Source organism: Kribbella sp. NPDC050459, from assembly GCF_040655315.1.
In the GTDB taxonomy this organism is placed as follows: domain Bacteria; phylum Actinomycetota; class Actinomycetes; order Propionibacteriales; family Kribbellaceae; genus Kribbella.
The window spans coordinates 355695-374479 of the sequence record NZ_JBFAJQ010000001.1 but is presented as its reverse complement, the minus strand read 5'-3'; the positions used below and the strand labels follow the sequence as shown (position 1 = coordinate 374479).

Annotated in this window: 13 protein-coding genes; 5 read left to right on the top strand and 8 right to left on the bottom strand. The window is 71.2% G+C overall.

The features are described from left to right. Both AB0I12_RS01800 and AB0I12_RS01795 read left to right on the top strand, forming a co-directional pair. Entirely contained in the window at window positions 1-501 is a 501-nt protein-coding gene (locus AB0I12_RS01800) for a nitroreductase family deazaflavin-dependent oxidoreductase (RefSeq protein ID WP_359923115.1), read from the top strand. A 10-nt stretch (window positions 502-511) separates the two neighbouring features. Further along, window positions 512-2245 (top strand): phosphatidylglycerol lysyltransferase domain-containing protein, encoded by a 1734-nt coding sequence (locus AB0I12_RS01795; RefSeq protein ID WP_359923112.1) that lies wholly within the window; start codon window positions 512-514, stop codon window positions 2243-2245. Here the strand turns inward: AB0I12_RS01795 and AB0I12_RS01790 are convergent. The 3 genes from AB0I12_RS01790 to AB0I12_RS01780 form a co-directional block, all read right to left on the bottom strand. Beyond that, complete coding sequence (locus tag AB0I12_RS01790) at window positions 2236-4521, bottom strand: heavy metal translocating P-type ATPase (protein ID WP_359923109.1); 2286 nt, start codon at window positions 4519-4521, stop codon at window positions 2236-2238. The two genes, AB0I12_RS01795 and AB0I12_RS01790, sit on opposite strands and share 10 nt — an antisense overlap. A 131-nt stretch (window positions 4522-4652) precedes the next feature. After that, window positions 4653-6002, bottom strand: coding sequence for a beta-N-acetylglucosaminidase domain-containing protein (locus tag AB0I12_RS01785; RefSeq protein WP_359923106.1), 1350 nt, complete (start codon window positions 6000-6002; stop codon window positions 4653-4655). 9 nt (window positions 6003-6011) lie between these two features. Then, window positions 6012-7031 carry a DUF5937 family protein gene (locus AB0I12_RS01780; protein ID WP_359923104.1) on the bottom strand — a complete coding sequence of 340 codons (1020 nt, stop codon included), beginning with the start codon at window positions 7029-7031 and terminating at the stop codon, window positions 6012-6014. A 56-nt stretch (window positions 7032-7087) separates the two neighbouring features. On the opposite strand from AB0I12_RS01780, the gene AB0I12_RS01775 reads away from it, so the two are divergent. After that, the gene (locus AB0I12_RS01775; protein ID WP_359923101.1) at window positions 7088-8344 is read left to right on the top strand and encodes an MFS transporter; all 1257 of its coding nucleotides are present in this window, start codon (window positions 7088-7090) and stop codon (window positions 8342-8344) included. 3 nt (window positions 8345-8347) lie between these two features. On the opposite strand, the gene AB0I12_RS01770 is transcribed toward AB0I12_RS01775, so the two are convergent. The 4 genes from AB0I12_RS01770 to AB0I12_RS01755 form a co-directional block, all read right to left on the bottom strand. Next, window positions 8348-9697 (bottom strand): serine/threonine-protein kinase, encoded by a 1350-nt coding sequence (locus AB0I12_RS01770; RefSeq protein ID WP_359923098.1) that lies wholly within the window; start codon window positions 9695-9697, stop codon window positions 8348-8350. 150 nt (window positions 9698-9847) lie between these two features. Further along, window positions 9848-12037, bottom strand: coding sequence for a discoidin domain-containing protein (locus AB0I12_RS01765; protein WP_359923095.1), 2190 nt, complete (start codon window positions 12035-12037; stop codon window positions 9848-9850). 27 nt (window positions 12038-12064) lie between these two features. Then, a complete protein-coding gene (locus AB0I12_RS01760; RefSeq protein ID WP_359923092.1) occupies window positions 12065-13099 on the bottom strand; it encodes a LacI family DNA-binding transcriptional regulator in 1035 nt (344 codons plus the stop codon). A gap of 11 nt (window positions 13100-13110) precedes the next feature. Beyond that, window positions 13111-15243 (bottom strand): discoidin domain-containing protein, encoded by a 2133-nt coding sequence (locus tag AB0I12_RS01755; RefSeq protein ID WP_359923090.1) that lies wholly within the window; start codon window positions 15241-15243, stop codon window positions 13111-13113. Between the two features lie 247 nt (window positions 15244-15490). Between AB0I12_RS01755 and AB0I12_RS01750 the strand changes: the two genes are divergently transcribed. Together AB0I12_RS01750 and AB0I12_RS01745 are read left to right on the top strand one after the other, a co-directional pair. After that, a complete protein-coding gene (locus AB0I12_RS01750) occupies window positions 15491-16420 on the top strand; it encodes a DUF1996 domain-containing protein (RefSeq protein WP_359923087.1) in 930 nt (309 codons plus the stop codon). 64 nt (window positions 16421-16484) lie between these two features. Next, window positions 16485-17036, top strand: a complete 552-nt coding sequence (locus tag AB0I12_RS01745; protein ID WP_359923085.1) for a DUF305 domain-containing protein — start codon at window positions 16485-16487, stop codon at window positions 17034-17036. Window positions 17037-17066: 30 nt separating this feature from the next. On the opposite strand, the gene AB0I12_RS01740 is transcribed toward AB0I12_RS01745, so the two are convergent. Further along, a complete protein-coding gene (locus AB0I12_RS01740) occupies window positions 17067-18698 on the bottom strand; it encodes a helix-turn-helix domain-containing protein (RefSeq protein WP_359923082.1) in 1632 nt (543 codons plus the stop codon). Window positions 18699-18785: the final 87 nt, after the last annotated feature.

Sequence of the window (18785 nt, the reverse complement as noted above, 5' to 3'; positions counted from 1 at the left end):
ATGAAGCAGGCTGACACCACATCCGCGGGGATGCTGCACCGGCTCGATCGGTGGATGTACCGGGGCGGCCGTCCGAACCGGCTCGCGCGGGTGCTGAACCGGATCGGGGCGGTCCAGTACGCGCACCGGATCGCCGCGCCCAGGCAGGCGGTCACGCTGGAGGTGGTCGGGCGGCGTACGGGCAAGGCGATCTCGTTCCCGCTGGTGCTGACGCCGTACGACGGTCAGCGGTACCTGGTCTCGATGCTGGGCGAGCACACCAACTGGGTGCGGAACGTCCGCGCCGCCGACGGACGGGCCGTCCTTCGCTCCGGTCACCGCGAGCCCGTACGGCTCGTGGAGGTGGAACCGGCCGCCCGGGCGGCGATCCTGCAGAAGTTCCTGGAGCTGGCCCCCGGCGCGAGGGCGCACCTGCCGGTGGACCGCACCGCTCCGCTCGCCGAATTCGAGCGCATCGCCGCGGACTATCCCGTCTTCCGCATCACGCCCGCCCCGGCGTGAACTGACTGACATGCACAGGCGGCGAGACCGACGGACCGCGGACGCACCGCGTGACCAGGCACGGTGGGCACCGTGGATCGCCGTCCTGGTGGGCCTGCTCGGTGTCGTGAGCGTGCTCGACGCCATCAGCCCGCCGCTGCGGCCACGGTTGGAGGCGTTGACCGACGTACTGCCGGTCCTGGTACCACAGGCGGCGGGCGCGGCCGTGCCGCTCGGGGTGGTTCTGGTTCTGTTGTCGCGAGGTCTCGCACGGCGTAAGCGGCGTGCCTGGGTGGGGGCATTGGCGGCGACGACCGGCCTGCTGGTCCTCAACGGACTGGCCCGATCGATCGGGGAGTCGATCGCGGCCATGGTGGTCATCGTGCTGCTGGTGATCACCCGCTCGGCGTTCACGGGTCGTCCGGACCCGGGCAGCCGGCGTACCGTCGCGCTCACGTTCCTGGCGTCGCTCCTGCTGGCGACGCTCGTGGGCGCGGGCGCACTCCTGGCCGACCCGGACGCTCTGACTCGGCGTCTCCCGATGCCGAAGCTGATGAGCGAGGTCTGGCTCGGTTTCGTCGGTGTCAGCGGACCGGCACAGTTCGAATCGGCGCAAGCTCGTCAGCGACTCGAGACCACCCTGCTCCTGCTGGGAGTCGTCGTAGCACTGACGACAGTGCTCGTGGCGCTGCGAACCGCTCGCGCGCCGCGGCATCAGATCGATGCCGAAGCCGAGCACCTGCGGGCCTTGCTGGCCGGAAGCCGTAACGACTCCCTGAGCTATTTCGCGCTGCGCGACGACAAGTCCCTCATCTTCTCGCCCTCGGGACGGGCGGCGGTGGCGTACCGCGTCGTCGCGGGCGTCTCGCTGGCCGGCGGCGATCCGATCGGCGAGCGGCGCGGATGGTCCGAAGCGATCGACGCCTGGCTGACCGAAGCTCGCCGTTATGCCTGGACACCCGGGGTCGTCGGGGCCAGCGAGAGCGGTGTGTCGAGCTACGGCGATCATGGGCTGGCGGCGGTCCAGCTCGGCGACGAGGCAGTCCTCGACACGGCGACCTTCAGCCTGGCGTCCCGGCCGATGCGGTCTGTCCGGCAGGCAGTACGGCGCGCCGAACGACGGGGGCACGTGGCACAGATCCGCCGGTTGCGCCAGATCGACGGCAGGGAACTCGACGAGCTGTCCCGGCAGGTGGCCGGCTGGCGTGCGGGCCAGGCGGAGCGCGGGTTCTCGATGGCGCTCGGGCGGTTCGGGGATCCCCGGGACAGCGACGCGGTGGTGGTCAGCTGCCGCGACGCCGGTGCGGAGCTCGTCGCGATTCTGAGTCTGGTGCCCTGGAACGACGACGGGCTCTCGCTCGATCTGATGGTCCGCTCGCCGAACGCCGGCAACGGGGTGATCGAGTTCATGGTCAACGAACTCGTCCGAGCCGGTCCGGAGCTGGGCGTCACGCGGATCTCCCTCAACTTCGCGGTCTTCCGCGAGGTGTTCGAGCGGGGCGGTCTGACCGGAGCAGGTGTCGCGTCACGGGTTCGGTATCGCGTCCTGCTCGGGCTGAGCCGGTTCTGGCAGATCGAGTCGCTGTACCGGGCCAACGCCAAGTACCGGCCGGCCTGGAACCCGCGCTTCGTCTGCTACCCACGCACCCGCGACCTTCCCCGGATCGCGTCGGCCACCCTGCAGGCGGAGTCGTTCGTCCGCTGGCCGCACCGCCACAGGCCCCACCTTGCCGTCGCCGACCGGGCCGCGGCGGGTCACGGGTGACGCGCGTCGCCGGATCCGGTGGTGGTGTCGAGGGTGAAGTAGGCCTCTTCCTCCTGCGCGAAGTGCAGCGTGAGGACTGCGTCGAGTCCGTAGAGAGTGGCGCGGAGGTCGTCGAGCTGGTCCGGTTGGATCCTGCGCGACTCGGAGAGATGACGACCGATGCGACGAACCAGTCGTTCGATCTCCGCGTGCTCGCGGCTCATCGTGAAGGTGCCTTCCGGGCCGCCCAGGACCTCGGCCAGCGCCGGGTAGAGAGTGTGTTCCTCGGCGTACTCGTGGGGCAGCAGCCGTTCGACGAGGAGTGCGTAGGTTCGGGCGACGATCGCGTCGGTGCGTGGACCGGTGCCACCCGCGACGGCGTCGGCTGCTTCTCTGACCGCGGCGCGAACCTGGATCAGGTCCTCGTGCTCCTTGGCGAAGCGGTGCAGCAACGCGTCGGCCTCGGTGTGCGGTTTCCGCGTCCGGCCGCCCAGCGCCCGCAGCGCGTTCAGGATGACGACCAGATCGATCCCCTCCTGGACGACCGCGCCCGCCACAGGTCCCAGCCGGCCACCGGCCGCGGCGAGCATCGCGAGCAGGGAGAGCACGGTCCCGGCCGCGGCACTCTGCACGGCGAGCCGCCGGGTACGGCGTGCGACCTCGACGGCGTCGGCGAGCCGGTCGATGCGGTCGTCGAGGATGACCGCGTCGGCGGCCTGCGCCGCGGCGGTGGAGCCTCGGGAGCCGAGGGCGATGCCGACGTCGGCAGCGGCGAGCGCCGGCGCGTCGTTGATGCCGTCACCGACCATCGCGGTGATTCCGTGGGCCCGGGTCGCCCGTACCTGCTCGATCTTGCCGGCCGGGGTCGCGTCGGCGTGAACCTCGTCGACGCCCAGCATGCCGGCGACCTCGACGGCGTTGTCGACATGATCACCGGTGAGCAGCATGACGCGCTGGATTCCCGCTGCGCGCAGCCGGCGCATGGTGCGGGCGGCGTCGGTCCGGATCCGGTCGCGGACGAAGATCGCCGCGAGCGGCTCGGCGCCCCGGCAGACCCAGATGACGCTCGCCAGGTCGAGCCGGCCGCGCCGGGCGGCCCCACGTGCCCAACTCGGCATCACGAGTCCGGGAGGCAGCTTCCCCACCTGGATCACCTGGCCATCGATGATTCCGGCAGCGCCGCGACCGGGTTCTTCGGTCACCGATTCGGCGCGCAGTGGTGTCACACCGGCGCGCTCGGCGGCCCGCAGTACCGCACCGGCGAGCACGTGCGGTGAGTACTGCTCGATACCGGCCGCGGACGCCAATGCCTCTGCGCGGGTCGCCCCGGGCGCCCAGACCACGTCGACGACCTCGGGGCGGCCGGCGGTCACCGTACCGGTCTTGTCCATGACGAGCGTGTTCACCCGTCCGAGCAGTTCGAGCGCCGCACCGCCCTTGACCACGACGCCTGCCCTGGAGGCACGAGACATCCCAGCGGTGACGGCGATCGGCACCGCGAGCAGCAGCGGGCACGGAGTGGCGGTGACCAGTACGGCGACCGCCCGTCCGGCGTCGCCGCTGATCGTCCACGCGAGCGCCGCGATCAGCAACGCGGCCGGCAGGAAGAAGACGGCGATCCGGTCGGCCAGCCGCGCGACCGGCGCGCTGCTCGCCGCGGCCTCCTGAGCGAGTTCGACCACGCCGGCATAGGTACTGTCCGCCGCGCTGGCCGTCGCCCGGAGCTCGACCACGGCGCCGGCGTTGACCACCCCGCTGCGCACCCGGTCCGACGCCGGCCGGGTCACCGGAACGGCCTCGCCGGTCAGCGCCGACTCGTCGAACGTCCCTTCCTCGAGCAACGCGCCGTCGACAGGCACCACCTCGCCGGGCAGCACCACGACCTGGTCCCCCTGCCGCACCTGGCCGATCACGACCGTGACGACGTCGTCGCCTTGTCGTACGTGTGCCTGGCTCGGAGCCCGTTGCAGCAGCGCGGACAGGTCACGACCGGCCCGGCGCTGCGCGGCGTTCTCCAGCACACGTCCGGTCGCGACCATCGCCGCGATGATCGCGCCCGCGAGAAACTCCCCGACCGCGAGCGTGCCGCCCAGTGCGAGCAGCGCCAGCAGATCCGCGCCGTACCGGCCGGCCCGCAGATCCGCGACGACCCACACGGCCGCGGGTATCAACGCCACCAGATCCGCGGCGGCCCACAAGCTGTCGGCGCGGACCGGTCCGCCGAACCGCGCGGCTCCACCGGCGGCCAGCAGCGCGGTGACCAGCACCAGCAAGACAGTCTCTCCCGACACCCTCACCCGTCCGACGCTGACCGTAGCCATGCCCCGACAATTCCTCCGGCGAAGCCGGGCCGCCAGGGCACCATGGCTCTGCCCGTAGGTCCTTCCGGCCCAGTAAGGCCCAGGGCGTCAAGAAGAAGTCGTGCCGATCAAAAGGTCGGTGTGCCGCCGCCGGCCAGAGCGAGGGCGTGGTCGGCGAGCGCGTACGGCGCTCCAGCGGCGATGGACATCCGGGGCCAGTCCTGGAGGCCGGTGCGCAGCGCGGCGATGTCCTCGTTCTGCACCGGGTCACCGGCGCGGGCCGCGGCGATCGCGCGAACAGCGGCGGCCGAGATCGGCAGCACCGTGCGCAGCGCGTCGAGCCACGGCCGGAGCTCGGCGGCGATCGGGCCGTCGAGTGCCGCAGCCGCGATCGCTGCCTGGGCAATCGTCTCGTCGAGCGCCGACAAAGCCGCCGGGTCCGGACCCGCCAGCACACGGCGGCACCCCTCGGCCACCCGGCCGGGCCGTTCGGCCAGGATGCTCGGCCCGGCGAGCTCGGCCAGCACCCTGAGGGACTTGCCCTGACCAGTCTCGTCCAGCGCCCACGCGAACGATGCGTCCGCGTCGTACCCGTGCGGATCGCGCGCCCAGTCCAGCGCCGTACACAGTGCAGGCAGTCCGGCGAGCGGTTGCAGCGCAGCGTTCGCGCCGTACCCGGCGAGGACGTCGGCCAGCCCGGGATCCCGGCCTTGCAACGGGGCCAGCGGGAGACGCCGGGGCGTCATGGTGTTCGCGAACACGCCGTCGACAGAGTCCCAGTCGTTGACCGGATAGTTGTCCCACAGCCAGATCGGGCGCTGGAGTTGCTCCGCCACCGCGCGAACCTGCGCGGCCGCGATCGTCGGTGAGATCACCGCGGAACCGGTCCAGCACGCGACCAGATCACTGTGCAGCAACTCCCCGAGCCGCTGCCGGTAGCGCGACGACTCGACGCCCCAGTAGTGCGTCGGGCACACCAGCAGCTCGGCCCCCAGGCCGGCGAGCCGATCGTGCACGGCGTTGACCACGCCGGCCTGGGCAGCCGCCATCGGATGCGGATCATCGGCGTACGCCGAGCGGGTGGCCGGATCCAGCTCCGCGTCGAGGTCGTCGAAGGCGATGATGGCCCGGCCGAATCCCCTCCGCACCATCTCGGTCAACCGGTCGATCAGCAGCGCGAGCTCGTCCGCGTCGGACAGCTGCATGGCGCGCTCGCGGCGCAACGGCGCGCCCGGCGAGACCCGCCAGGTGGCCGTCATCCCGAGGTCGTTGGTCAGGGCAACCAGTTCGTCCAGGTGGTTGCCGTCCACACCGTACGGCTGCCGCCAGTCCAGCCCGGTGCGTTCGTCGGCGGACGGGCCGTACACATAGGCCGTGGCGCCGTGCCGGTGTGCGCGGCGGACGACCTCGGCGCGGTCGGCAGGACTCCACAGAGGGCCGTAGAAACACTCCAGCACGGCCCGGTCGGTGATCGGCACGGCTCGTGTCTACGGGCGCGGCGCCGTGGTTGTCAATATTGGACTAGACGAGTTTACGGCACCTTGCGGTCCGGCGCCGCGGACGAGACGGTCGCCGAGGTCCGAGCGCCGGTACAGCACCGAGCGGCCGTGGCGGGCGGACAGCAGCAGACCGGCCGCGCGCAGCGCCCGCAGGTGCTGGTTGACCGCGGTCGGCGTGACGCCCAGCCGTACGGCGAGCTCGGTCGACGACGTCGGCGTCTCGAGCAGGCTCATCAGCCGCGCGCGGACCCGGCCGATCAGGCCGACCAAGGCGTTCGGCGGCGTGGTCGTCTCGGTCTGCCACAGGGTCCCGAGACCCCGTGCCGGGTACATGATGTGCGGCGGCTCGTCGGCGGAGATCGGCACCGACGCCCGCCTGCTGAACAGCGAGGGGACGAGCGTGAGCCCGCGCCCCGCGGTCGAACAGCGGTACGACAGGTCGCTGCGCAGCCGCACGGTCACCACACTCTCCTCGAGACGGACCTGCGGGTCGATGTCGGCGAACATCGCCGCGAGGCCGGACTGCGCCGTCACTCGCCCGCGGTACACGACGTCGGCCTCCAGCACGGTCCGCATCCGTTGCCAGTACGGCTCGAAGCAGGCCTCCCAGTACTCCCGCAGCGCCGACAGCACCCGGGCGAGAACGCGGTCCGGCCGGCCTCGCAGCACGGGCGGCAGCCCTGCCGGATGGATCTCCGCCAGGTCTGCGCGGACAACGGCGCCGGGCGTGCCGGTGAGGGCGGCGAACTCGTCCTCGATCCTGCCCAACGGGGTGTACGGCCGCGGTGTGAGGAAGTCCGGCGTCCACAGCGCGTCGTTCGTCAGCGCGCGAAGCAGGTCCAGCCGCAGCGCGGCCCGCGCCGGCTCGGTGGTCCGCAGCCAGGGCAGCTGCAACGGGAACCGGCCCGGGTCACGCAGGGTTCGCAGCGACAGCACCAGCTCGTTCAGCGGCGAGATCGCGAAGCGCACCTCACCGAGATCGTTGCCGACGAGCTCGTACTCGATCATGAAGCACTACGCTACATCGGTGGCGTCCCCGACGCGGCGGATGCGACAACTGACGGGTGCCTGAGCTCCTCCGCGATCCCGTCGAACGGGCCCTCGCCTGCGCCGTCGCCGCCCTCTCGCTGTCCCGCGGCATGTTCTTCGCCGTCAGCGCCCTCTACTTCACCCGTGGTGTCGGACTCTCACCGGCCACGGTCGGCATCGGGCTCACCGTCGCCGGCGGAGTCGGCGTCCTGGCGTCGTACGCCGGTGGCCGGCTGAGCGACCGGATCGGCGCCGATCGGCTGCAGCAGTGGGCTCTCGCCGCGAACGGCGCCGCCCTGCTGGGTTACGCCTTGGCCAGCGACGTCGTCAGCTTCGTCTTGGTGGCGGCCTGCGTCTCCGCGTCCCGCGGCCTGCAGAGCACCGCGCAGATGACGTTGCTCGCCCGGTGGTACGTCGGCCCGGAGCGGGTCGCTGTCCGCGCCCGGCTGCGCGTTGTGATGAATGTCGGTATCGGCATCGGGACGCTGCTCGCGGGCCTGGCGCTGGTGGTCGACACGGCCACGGCCTATCGCCTGACGGTGCTGCTCGTCGGCGCGCTCACGATGCTCGGCACGCTTCCGCTGATCGGCTTGCGCCGCAGGGTTTCCGGGCTGGCCGAGCGGATGGATTCCGCGGCCGGCCCGGAAGCACCGCGGGGTCCTTCGCCGCTGCGCGATCGGACGTACGTGACGTCGACGGTGCTCAACGCCGTACTCGCCATGCACTTCGGGCTGACGAGCATCGGCATACCGCTGTGGGTGGCGGACCACACCGAAGCCCCGACCGTCGTCGTCTCGGCGCTGCTGGTGGTCAACACCGCCTACGTCGCGCTGTTCCAGGTGCGCGCGTCGCGGGGCACCCAGGATCTGCGCACGGCCGGGCGATCGGTCCGCCGGGCCGGGTTGCTGCTGCTCGTCGCCTGCGTGTTGTTCGCCGTCGCGGGTCATCTCGGTGCCGCCGCCGCGACCGCGGTGCTACTGCTGGCCGCCCTCGCCTCCTCGGCAGCCGAGACCCGCGGCGAAGCCGGCAGTTGGGGCATGGCGTTCGAACTCGCCGATCCGGCCCGCGCCGGCGCCTACCAGGGCCTCAGCCAGACCGGACTCGCACTCGCGCTGATGCTCGGCCCGGCGGTCGTCACCACGACCGGCGTCGACCATGGCACGCCGGGCTGGCTGGCCCTCGGCGCGATCTTCGCCCTCACCGGCACGGCGACCGCAGTCCTCGCGAACCACGCCGCCAAGCATCGGTCCCTGCTGGTGGACCAGCCCGCTTCGGCGACCAGGGTTTCGTGAGCGCTACGGCGTAGGGGTGGCCGACGGGGGCGGTGTGCTCGTCGACTTCGGAGTCGGCGAGGGGCTCGGCGGGGTCGAGGTGGGAGTCGACGACGGCGTGGGCGACGAAGACGACTTCGTCGGGGTCGGTGACGACGAGGGGGTCGGGCTCGGCGAGGAGGACGGAGTCGGGCTCGAGGCAGTGGGAGTCGGGGTCGGACTCGGGGTGTCCGACGGCGTAGCGGTTGGAGTGGTCCGCGTCGTCCTTCCGGCCTCGGAAGCCCGGGTACTTGCCGTCGTCGGGTCGCTGGTCGTCGCCGAGGTCGTCGGGGTGGCAGCTGGCGTGCTCGGCCGCGGGCCGACGTCAACGGTCGGTGGCAGGTCGTTCCCGGTGTTGCGCAGGACGACGCCCGCCGCGATCGCGCCGGCGAGGACCAGCACGGTAGCGGCTGCGACGAGCAGGGGCTTCCGGCGGCCGGAAGGCTCGACAAACGGCTCGGCCACCGGCGGGGCGACAGGTTCGGGAGGTGGTCCCGCGGGCGGCTCGGCGACGAGCGGGACGGTGGGGAACGACTCGGCCGCGAGTGACATGACCGTGAGCTGTTCGGCCGTCGGACGATCCTCGGGCGCCTTGGCCAGCATCCGCAGCAGTACGCCGTCGTACGGACCGGCGAGCTCCGGGCGCAGCTGAGCCGGCGGGACCGGCGGCGTGTCGACGTGCTGGTAGAGCACCGCGGTCGGGTGGTCGCCGACGAACGGCGGGCGACCGGTGACCAGCTGGTACAGCACGCAGCCCAGCGCGTACACGTCCGACTCCGGTCCGCCCTGCAGCCCCCTGGCGCGCTCGGGGGCGAGGTAGTGCGGGCTGCCGAGGATCTCGCCGGTGACCGTCAGCTCCTGGGTCTCGGCTCCCGGCAGGTGGGCGATCCCGAAGTCCGCGACCTTCACGGTGCCGTCCGCCGCGACCAGCAGGTTGCTCGGCTTGATGTCGCGGTGGACGACGTTCTGCGCGTGCGCCGCCGCCAGGCCCACGGCGGCCTGCTCGACGATCGTGATCGCGCGCTCCCAGGACAGCGAACCACTCTCGGCCAGTTCGGCCGCGACCGACCGGCCCTCGACGAGCTCCATCACCAGGTAGAAGGTGTCGTCGTGCTGCCCGAAGTCGTAGACGGCCACGATGTGCGGATCGGTCAGCCGCGCGGCGGCCCGCGCCTCCCGCTGGAAACGCTCCACCGCCGAGGTGTTCTCGACCGACCGGAGCATCAGCTTGACCGCGACCTCACGCCCCAGCGTCTCGTCCGTCGCCCGGTAGACCTCCCCCATACCGCCCCGCCCCAAGGACGCGCCCAACCGGTACCGCTCCGCGATCAGCATCCGACTCCCGTACCCATGCCACTCCACCAGCAACCGCCCAAGTCCAATTGGCCAGGCTATCCCGCGGATCAACCCGCGCCGCAATCGGGCGAACGACGAGGAACTCCCCGACCGCGCCGTCACGGTCGGGGAGTTCCCGGTCACGCGATGTCAGGGATAGCTGACCAGATAGCGCTGCTGGTTGGCGGCGTTCGCGGTGCCGCCGGTGGTGTTGATGACGTTGGCGATGGTGCCGACGCCGCCGAGGGAGACCGAGACCAGGTCGTGGAAGCGGACGCCGGCGGTGTCGGGGACCTCGAAGGAGCGGGAGGCGACGATCGAGTTGTTCGGGCTGAAGAAGCAGTAGCTGCCGACACCCCAGGCCTCGTGGGACGTGACGGTGTTCGCCACCTTGTACGCCGCCCAGCCCTGCGTCCCGCCGCCGCTCGACCACGAGGCCTGGTCCGGTACGTCGTACGGGAACTCGTTCTGGAAGAAGTACGTGCGGCCGCCGTTGCCGTTCCAGAGCACCTCGTACTGCTGGTAGTGCTCGACGAACAGCCCGTACATCGTCACGTCGTTGCCGTTGACCACCAAACCGTTGGCGGCGGTATTCACGGTCCAGCCGACGCCGTCGCCGTGGTCACCGCGCCACAACCACAGGTGGTCGCCGATCACGTCGTTGCTGTTCACCTGCAGGCTGACCGTGGCCTTGCCGACATGAGCGCCGCCGACCCGCGCGTACACGTCGTGCAGCGACGTCGGGTTGGCGGTGTGACTCGCGGTCGACCCGGCCGGACCGACCTGGATCAGCACCGGCGAGTTGACCGGTCCCGCGTCGACGAGCAGCCCGGCGAGCTTGACCCCGTCGACGTCCGCGACGCTGATCGCTGCCTGACCGGTGTCCGGGATCAGCGTCGCCAGGCCGAGACCGAGTACGACGGTGTTCGGCCGGTTCACCCGGATGGTGTCACTCAGGTGGTAGATGCCGGGCGTGAACAGTAGATGCTTGCCCTGCTCGAGCGCCGCGTTGATCGTCTCGGCGGTCGCGCCCGGCTTGACCACGAAGAAGTCGGCGAGGCTGATCGACGATCCGGCAGCCGGCCCGTGCGACCAGCTGGTACCGGCCGAGGCGGACCGCAGCGCCGGCACGAACACGTTGTAGTTGCCCGCCGCATCGACGTACAGGAACGGCTTCTCGCGAACCTTCGGGGTCTGGGCGACGACGGTGTGGGACGGGTTCGGGAAGTGCTGCGCGGGTGCGCCGGTGGTACCGACGAACACCATGTTCCAGACCGAACCGTTCCACGCGCCGAACTCGGAGTTGCGGGACAGCCACTGCTGCTGTGACCCGGAGACCACGGTGTTGTCGATCTTCGTGTCCGCGAACAGCCCGCCGCTGGCCCAGCCGTCGCCGCCGTTCCACAGCTGGATCTCCGGTGCGCCCTTGAGGTGCATCCGGCGGTACGGCGCTGCCTGGGAAACCGCCCAGCGCTCGATCTGACCGGCCGGCGTGGTCACGGCCAGATTCTCCGCGGACCGCCAGAAGTTCTGGGTCGCGTTGCCCTTGTTGTTCGGGTCGTCGCCCTGCTGGAGCCAGTCGGCCTCGACTCGCACGTGACCGTTGAGGTTCACGTCGTCCGGCGACAGGCCGAGACCGGCGGCCTGGGTGTAGAAGCCGAGGTTGACGTCCGCGGTGTAGCTGCCGGGCTTCCACAGGACGGCGTACCGCTGGGTGCCGAACTGGTTCGTGTGCATCTCGGCCGCGATCTGGTCGAGCCGGTCCTGCATGTCTGCCTGCGGCGTGCTCGGGCTGAACACCGAGACGTTCGGACCGAAGTCAGGGTTCGCGGGGTCGGTGGGCGGTACGACGGGTCCGCTGCCGTCAGTCGTGCGCACCGCGACCTCCCAGAGCGAGTAGCCGTAGCCGGTGCCGCGCTGCGTACCGGTGATCCGGACGTAGCGGCCGGTGCCGGCGACGTCGAGTGTTTGCGTACCGCCCGTACCGCTGGTCGTGTCGTAGATCTGGCGCCAGGTGGCGGCGTCGTCGGACAGCTCGATCCGGAACGCCTTTCCGTACGCCGTTTCCCAGCTGAGGCCGACCTGGCACACCGAGCGGCTGGACCCGAGATCGATCTGCAGCCACTGCGGATCGGAGAACGCGCTCCCCCAGCGCGTCCCCGGATTGCCGTCGACCGCCGCCGACGCGGGCAGTCCGGCATTTTCGGTCGATGACGCGGTGGCGGGGCGGTTCAGCGCGACGTCGGTGGAGCCACAGGCCTGCGTCGAGGCCGCGGCGTTGCCGGCGCCGATGCCGCCGGCGACGAGGGCGAGCATGACGAGGTACCGCAAGTACTTCATGGCGAGTCCAATCAGTAGGGGCGGAAACTAGGCGGATTCGCGGACGATCAGTTCGGGGTCGAACACCACCGAGGTCAGCTCGGTGGCTCCGGACAGGTGGTCCAGCAGGATGGCCGTCATCCGTTCGGCCATCTGCTCGACCGGTTGGGAGATCGTGGTCAGCCGGGGCCTGGCCAGCCGGGCCGGCTCGCTGTCGTCGAAGCCGACCAGGGCGACGTCGTCCGGGACCGATCGCCCGTGTTCGTGCAGGACGCGGAGGGCGCCGACCGCCATCAGGTCGTTCGCCGCGAAGACCCCGTCCGCGTCCGGGACCGTCGCGAGCAGCTCGGCCATCGCGCGCTCGCCGCTGTCCGTCGTGAAGTTGCCCCGGGCAACCTCGACGTACGGCACACCCCGGCGTTCCATCGCGCGCTGGAACCCGGCGAGGCGGTCGTTCGCGGCCGGCAGGTCGGCGGGCCCGGCGATCGTCACGACCCGCCGGCACCCGCGGTCGGCCAGCCGGTCCGCGGCCAGCGCGGCGCCGGCGGCGTGGGCCAGGTCGACGAAGCTGATCGGCACCGGGACCGCCGGCCGCGCGAACAGCACGGCCGGGATCCCGGCGTCGACGAACAACCGCGGCAACGGGTCACCGGCGTGGGTGGAGACCAGCAGCGCGCCGTCCGCGTTGCCGCGCCGGACGAAGTCGACAGCTTCCTGCCGGGCCTGGCCGGAGTCGGCGAGCATCAGCGTCGGGTGCATGGAGCGCGAACGAAGGTGCCGCAGCACTCCCCCGGTGATCCGCCCGAAGAACGGATCCCGGAAGAGCTGGTCGGCCGAGCCGTCGGACCCCGAGATCACCAGCGCCACGGTTCCGGTCCGGCCGTTGACCAGGGTCCGGGCCGCGGCGTTCGGGATGTACCCGGTGGTCTCGATCGCCTTCCTCACCTGGTGCCGCATCCGCGGGTCGACCGTGGTGCTCCCGTTCACCACCCGGGACACGGTCGCCCGCGACACCCCGGCCGCCTTGGCGACATCCTCCAAGGTCGGCGTCCGGCGGGACGCATCGGCTCGTATCTCTCGCACTCCGCGCGACCTCAGTTCTTGTAGATACCGAATTCGTACAGCGAGTACCCGTAGCCGGTGCCGCGCTGCGTGCCGGTCAACCGGACGTACCGCCCGGAACCGCCGGCCGCGAGGTCGTCGACGTCGCCGTTCCCGTCGGCGGTGCTGTACACCTGCCGCCAGTTGGCGCCGTCGTCCGACACCTCGATCCGGTAGGCCCGTGCGTACGCCGACTCCCAGACCAGCTGGATCCGGTCGAACGACGTGACCTGCCCGAGGTCCACCTGCACCCACTGCGGGTCGGACCAATCACTGGCCCACCGGGTCGTCGCGTTGCCGTCGGTGACGTTCGACGGCGGGTACGGCGCGCCGTTGCCGACCTGCTGGTACGACGACGCGGTCGCCGGTTTCCCGCGGGCCACGTTCGTGCCGGAGACCGGCGGCGCGACGACCCGGAACGACCTGGTCTCGATGCCGACGTTGCCGTGCCCGTCGCGGACATAGTCGTACAGCTTCCACACGCCGAGCCGCTGCGGGACCGTGACGGTGAACGGCCCGTTGCCGCTCGACGGCGTGGGGACCAGCGCGCCGCTGCCGTCGACGTACTTCCCGCCGACCTTGAACTCGTGCGTGAGCGGGTCGCCGTTCGGATCGCTGACCGCGACGTTCACCGAGATCGTGCCGCCGGCCGGTACGTCGGTCGTCCGGCTGAGCGTCATCCCGGTGACGACCGGCGGCGTGTTGCCGCCCGCCGGCCCGCCGTACGCCTGCCGGATCGCGTACCAGGCCAGGCTCTTCTCGTTGCCCGGCGTGAGGTTGAACCAGACCGCGCCGAAGTCGTTCTCGGAGCCGTAGTGGAACAGCGTCGCGCCGAGCGCGACCCCGGTGTGGCTCATCAGGCAGTTCCACGCGTTCGGGTACCCGTCCCGCTTCTGCACGTCGGTCGGCTGGTTCGGTACGCCGTTCGCGTCGTTCGGCACTTCCCACTCGCCGGCCGGGCCGCCCTCGGTGAGGATGTACGGCTTGCCGTAGTTGCCGTTGATCCAGTCCTGTTTGACCTGGCAGACGTTGCCGTACGAGTTGACCGCGAGCAGGTCGAGGTCCGGGGCGTACTGCTTGAAGTACGGCCAGGCGCCGGTCCAGGCGTCGGTCGAGGTCACCGGGTGGTTCTGGTCGATGGCGTGGATCGCCTTGGCGGCGTCGTTCACGAAGGTCGCGTAGGCGATCCGCTGCTGCTCGAGCTCGGTGCCGGAGTAGCAGTTCTGCAGCCCGAGCACGGACTCGTTGCCGACGTCCCACAGCAGGACGCCTTGGTTGTCCATGTACTCCGTGGTCCAGCGCTGGATCTCGCCCAGCATGGTGGTCTTGTAGTTCGTGTCGGTCACGTAGTTGACGCAGCCGCCGCTGCCGGGTCCACCACCAGGCTGGAGCCAGTAGCCCGCGACCACCCGCATACCGTTCGCGGCCGCGGCGTCGAAGAGCGGTTTGGAGCTGGCGTCGGTGCCCCAGGTCCGCACGGTGTTGACACCGATCGACTTCAGCTCGGGCAGCCGTTGCGCGGCTTCCGTTGCCGGCGGCCCCCAAGTCAGACCCTTGACGGTCCACGGGGCGTCGTTCACCAGCAACTGCCAGTTGCCTTGGCTGCCGGCGACACGGACGGTGCCCGACCCTTGCGGTGGTCCGCCCGTACCGGGCGTGCCGTAGACCTGGAACTCCCACAGCGAGTAGCCGTAGCCGCCGACCCGCTGCGTCCCGTAGAGGCGCACGTATCTCCCGGATCCGCTGACCGCGAGCGTCTCGGTGCCGCCGTGGCCGGTGGTCGTGGTGTAGATCTGGTTCCACTGCTGGCCGTCGTTCGAGACCTCGATGCGGTAGCCGGTGGCGTACGCCGCCTCCCAGCGCAGCACGATCTGGTCGAGCGTGGCTGTCGCTCCCAGGTCCACCTGCAACCACTGCGGATCCTGGAACGTGCTCGACCAGCGGGTGCCGAGGTCGCCGTCCACAGCGGCAGTGGCCGGCGTGGACGCGCCTTCGCTGGACGACGCGGTCACCGGCTTGCCCTGCGACAGCAGGGTGCCCGCGGCGGGTGCGGCGGCCGCAGGTTGCAGAAAGCCCAGCAGCAGCGCGCCGACCGCGCCTGCTGCCGTGAGTGAGAAGAGTTTCATCGGGGCGGAACTCCTTCGGAGAGAGGTGAGAGAGCGCTCTCTCGCGGCACCGATGGTCCCGACGCGGTGACCGGTTGTCAATGCCTCGGACACGCTCCGCGGTTCCGGAACCGGCAGCGGGTTGACACTGCGCGGGGCGCGCACGATGGTGGCTGAGAGAGCGCTCTCCCGCGGATCTGTCCACCTTGTTCGCCCCGCGGGCTGCCCGATCCACCGCCCCCGCGGAATCCCCCACCGGAGGAGTTCCGTGTTCACCAGGAAGAAGAAACTGCTGTCCGCCGGCGGCGCCGTCGCCGGTGTCATCGCCTTGCTGACCGCTGCGACCGGTCCCGCGGCCCAGGCCGACGACCTGGTCACGCACCACGAGTTCCAGGTCAACTGCACCGTCCACCACCGCGCGCCCGACGACCCGATCGTGTTCCCGAACCTGCCGGGCGCGTCCCACGAGCACAGCTTCGTCGGCAACACCACGACGAACGCCGCCACGACGCTGGACAGCCTGAACGGCGCCGGCGCCTACTCAACCACGTGCCTCAACCCCGACGACCTCTCCGCCTACTGGTGGCCGACGATGTTCCGCGGCGACCAGCCGGTGATCCAGACCTGGGCGCAGGTCATCTACTACAAGTCCGGCATCCTCGACTACCAGGCGGTGCGCCCGTTCCCGCCGGGGCTGCGGTTCGTGGTCGGCAGCCCGGCGGCCACCCAGGACGCGTTCCGGACCGCACCCGGCGCCGTCGAGGGCTGGGAGTGCGGCGACAGCTTCCACAACTGGGACTTCCCGGCGAGCTGTCCGGCCGGGACCCAGCTCAACGTCCGCTACCAGGCGCCGAGTTGCTGGAACGGCCACGACCTCGACTCAGCCGACCACAAGAGCCACATGGCGTATCCGGTCAACGGCGTCTGCCCGGCGTCGCATCCGAATCCGGTGCCGATGCTCGAGTTCAAGATCGCCTTCCCGGCCGACGGTGACCTGACCGGGATCCGCCTCGCCAGCGGCCGCGGGTACTCCTGGCACTACGACTTCTTCAACGCCTGGGACCCGCCGACGCTCGCTGCCCTGGTGAGCCACTGCATCAACGGTGGCCTGCAGTGCAACTCGAAGGGGTTCGACCTCTACAAACCCGATCGCGGCCAAGCCCTCGGCGACAACTACCGCCTGCCGGGCCGGCCCTGACAGTTCCTGCGGTGCCGGGCGGGGGCAGACCCCGGCACCGCAGGTCGACCCCCAAGGACTCGACATGTCTCTCGTTGGACGCTGCGCCGTGCTGGTCGGCGCTCTCGCGTGCGGGCTGCTGACTGCGTGCGGCACCACTCAGCCCGCCGCTCCGGACACCCGATCCACGGTCAATCCCACCGACGCCGCCTGGCTCGAACTGATGATCCCGATGGACGAGCAGTTCCTCCAGATCCTCGACCTCGCCCCGGCCCGCTCCCGCAACCCCGCCGTACGGCGGCTCGCCGCGCAGCTCGCCCCGAGCCATCGAACCGAGCTCCAGCAGCTGACCGCCCTCCGCACCGAGGCGGGCCTGCCGACCACCAACCCGCACGAGGGCCATGACATGCCGGGCATGCTGCGCGCCGACGAACTACTTGCCCTCAGCAACCTCCAGGGCCCCGCCTTCGACAAGACCCTCACCACCGAGATCCAGGACCACCTCAACCAGTCCGCCCTGATCACCCGCAGCGTGAAGACCGCCGGCCGGTCCCCGGCCGTCAAGACCCTCGCCATCAGGATCGAGCAAACCCGAACCACCCAACTGGCCACGGTGTCGCGGGTCAAGCAGGTGTGATCCGGTGGAGTTCGAGGTGGCCCGCACCGTTCAGTTCGGACGGGCTCGGGGCGGGACGAGGACGCGGAGCTGGAGTTGGAGGCCGAAGCGGGTGTTGGGGTCGTCCAGGTCGAGGTCGCCGACCTCGACGGCTCGGCGTAGGCGGTAGCGGAAGGTGTTCGCGGGCACGTGCAGTGCGTCGGAGGCGATCGCGACGTCTCCGAACGCGTCCAGCCAGGCCTGCAGGGTCTCGACGAGGTTGCTCCGGTGCTGCTCGTCGTAGCGGATCAGCCGTTCCAGCGCCTCTCCCGGACGGTCACCGCGAGCAGCGGCCAGATCGCGCAGCTCGAGCACGAGCGATTCGACCTGTACGTCGGCCAGCCGGGCGATCCGCGGCGCGCCGCGCCGCTCCCGGAGCACCCGCAAGGCGCGGTCCGCACCCGCGCGCGCCTGAACGATGCCGGTCAGGTCGCGGCCGGCGGGCCCGAGCCCGACGATCGGGCACATCCGGTCACCGACCCGGTGCAGGAAGTCGGTCGCGATGCGGACGACGCTGTCCTCGGTCGCCGGGACCAGGCCGTAGATCACGCCACCGACGAGCGCGGCCGCGGACCTTGGCTGCACCGCGCCCAGATGGACGGCGAGCGCGTCGCCGACCCGTTCGAGTTCCTGCGCGACGATCGCGCCGTCGGCGGCGGACTCGCGGAGCGCGACCGCGAGGACGACGAGGGACCGGCCGGCCAGCCCCAGCCGTTCGAGAGCGTCGCGCGCACCCGCACCGCCTTCGAGCGCCGAGCTGAGCAGATCCGCCCGGAGACGACGCTGTACGTCGGCCCCCGCGCGCACCCGCAACAGGTGCAGGGCAACGAGCTTCACGGCCTCCGTCAGGGCCTCGGTCCGCTCCTCGGTGAGCGGCTCGGGCACCGCCGCCCAGATCGAGCCGAGGAACTGGTCACCGGCGCGGACCGCGATCGCCACCCGGAGCATCGTCAGCCCGGAGCGGCGGTCCGGCAGCGGCTCGATGTACACCGGCCCGTCGCTGCGGTGCAACTCGCGGAACACGCCCCGCTCGGACAGCATCCGGGAGAACCGTTCCGGAACCTGCCGGCCGAGGATGGTCTCGACGCGGGACGCGTCGGCCTCGTCCTGGCGGCCGGAGAAGGCCAGCACGCGGGAGTTGCGGTCCTCGATCGTGATCGGTGCGTCGAGCAGCGCGGCGACGGCGTTGGCGACCGCGAACAGGTCGCCGGACGGGAGCCCGCCGAGCGACTCGGGCTCCGCGACGCCGACGTCGCCCTCGGCCAGCAACGAGCGGAGCATCGCGGCGAGGTGCGCCCACGGGACACCGCGGCTGAGGCCCAGCAGCGCGACGTTCGCCGCGTCCGCGGCCGCCCTGACGGCGGGCGTCAACGGCACCGGCGCCCGCAGGACGAGTGCCGCGGCCGCACCACGCCGAAGACTCCCGAGCAGCTCGGCGATCCGCTCCGGATCGTCCAGGCCGACGCCGAGGATCAGCGCGTACGGCGGCAGCGGCGGAGCGTCGACCGGGTCATGGATGACCACCCCGCCGATGCCCCCGATGCCGGCGGCGGGCTCGGTGTCGCCGTGCACCAGGTCGAGCAGGGTCGCCCCGAGATCGTCGACGATCCGGGACAGACTGGCCCGTGGGCGGCTCGAGCTCATCGCGGAGAGCACCTCCCGAAGGTAGGCGCGGACACACTCAGAGTACTTCGTCCGGGCGGACAAGATCCAGCACGAAACCTGTCCGCC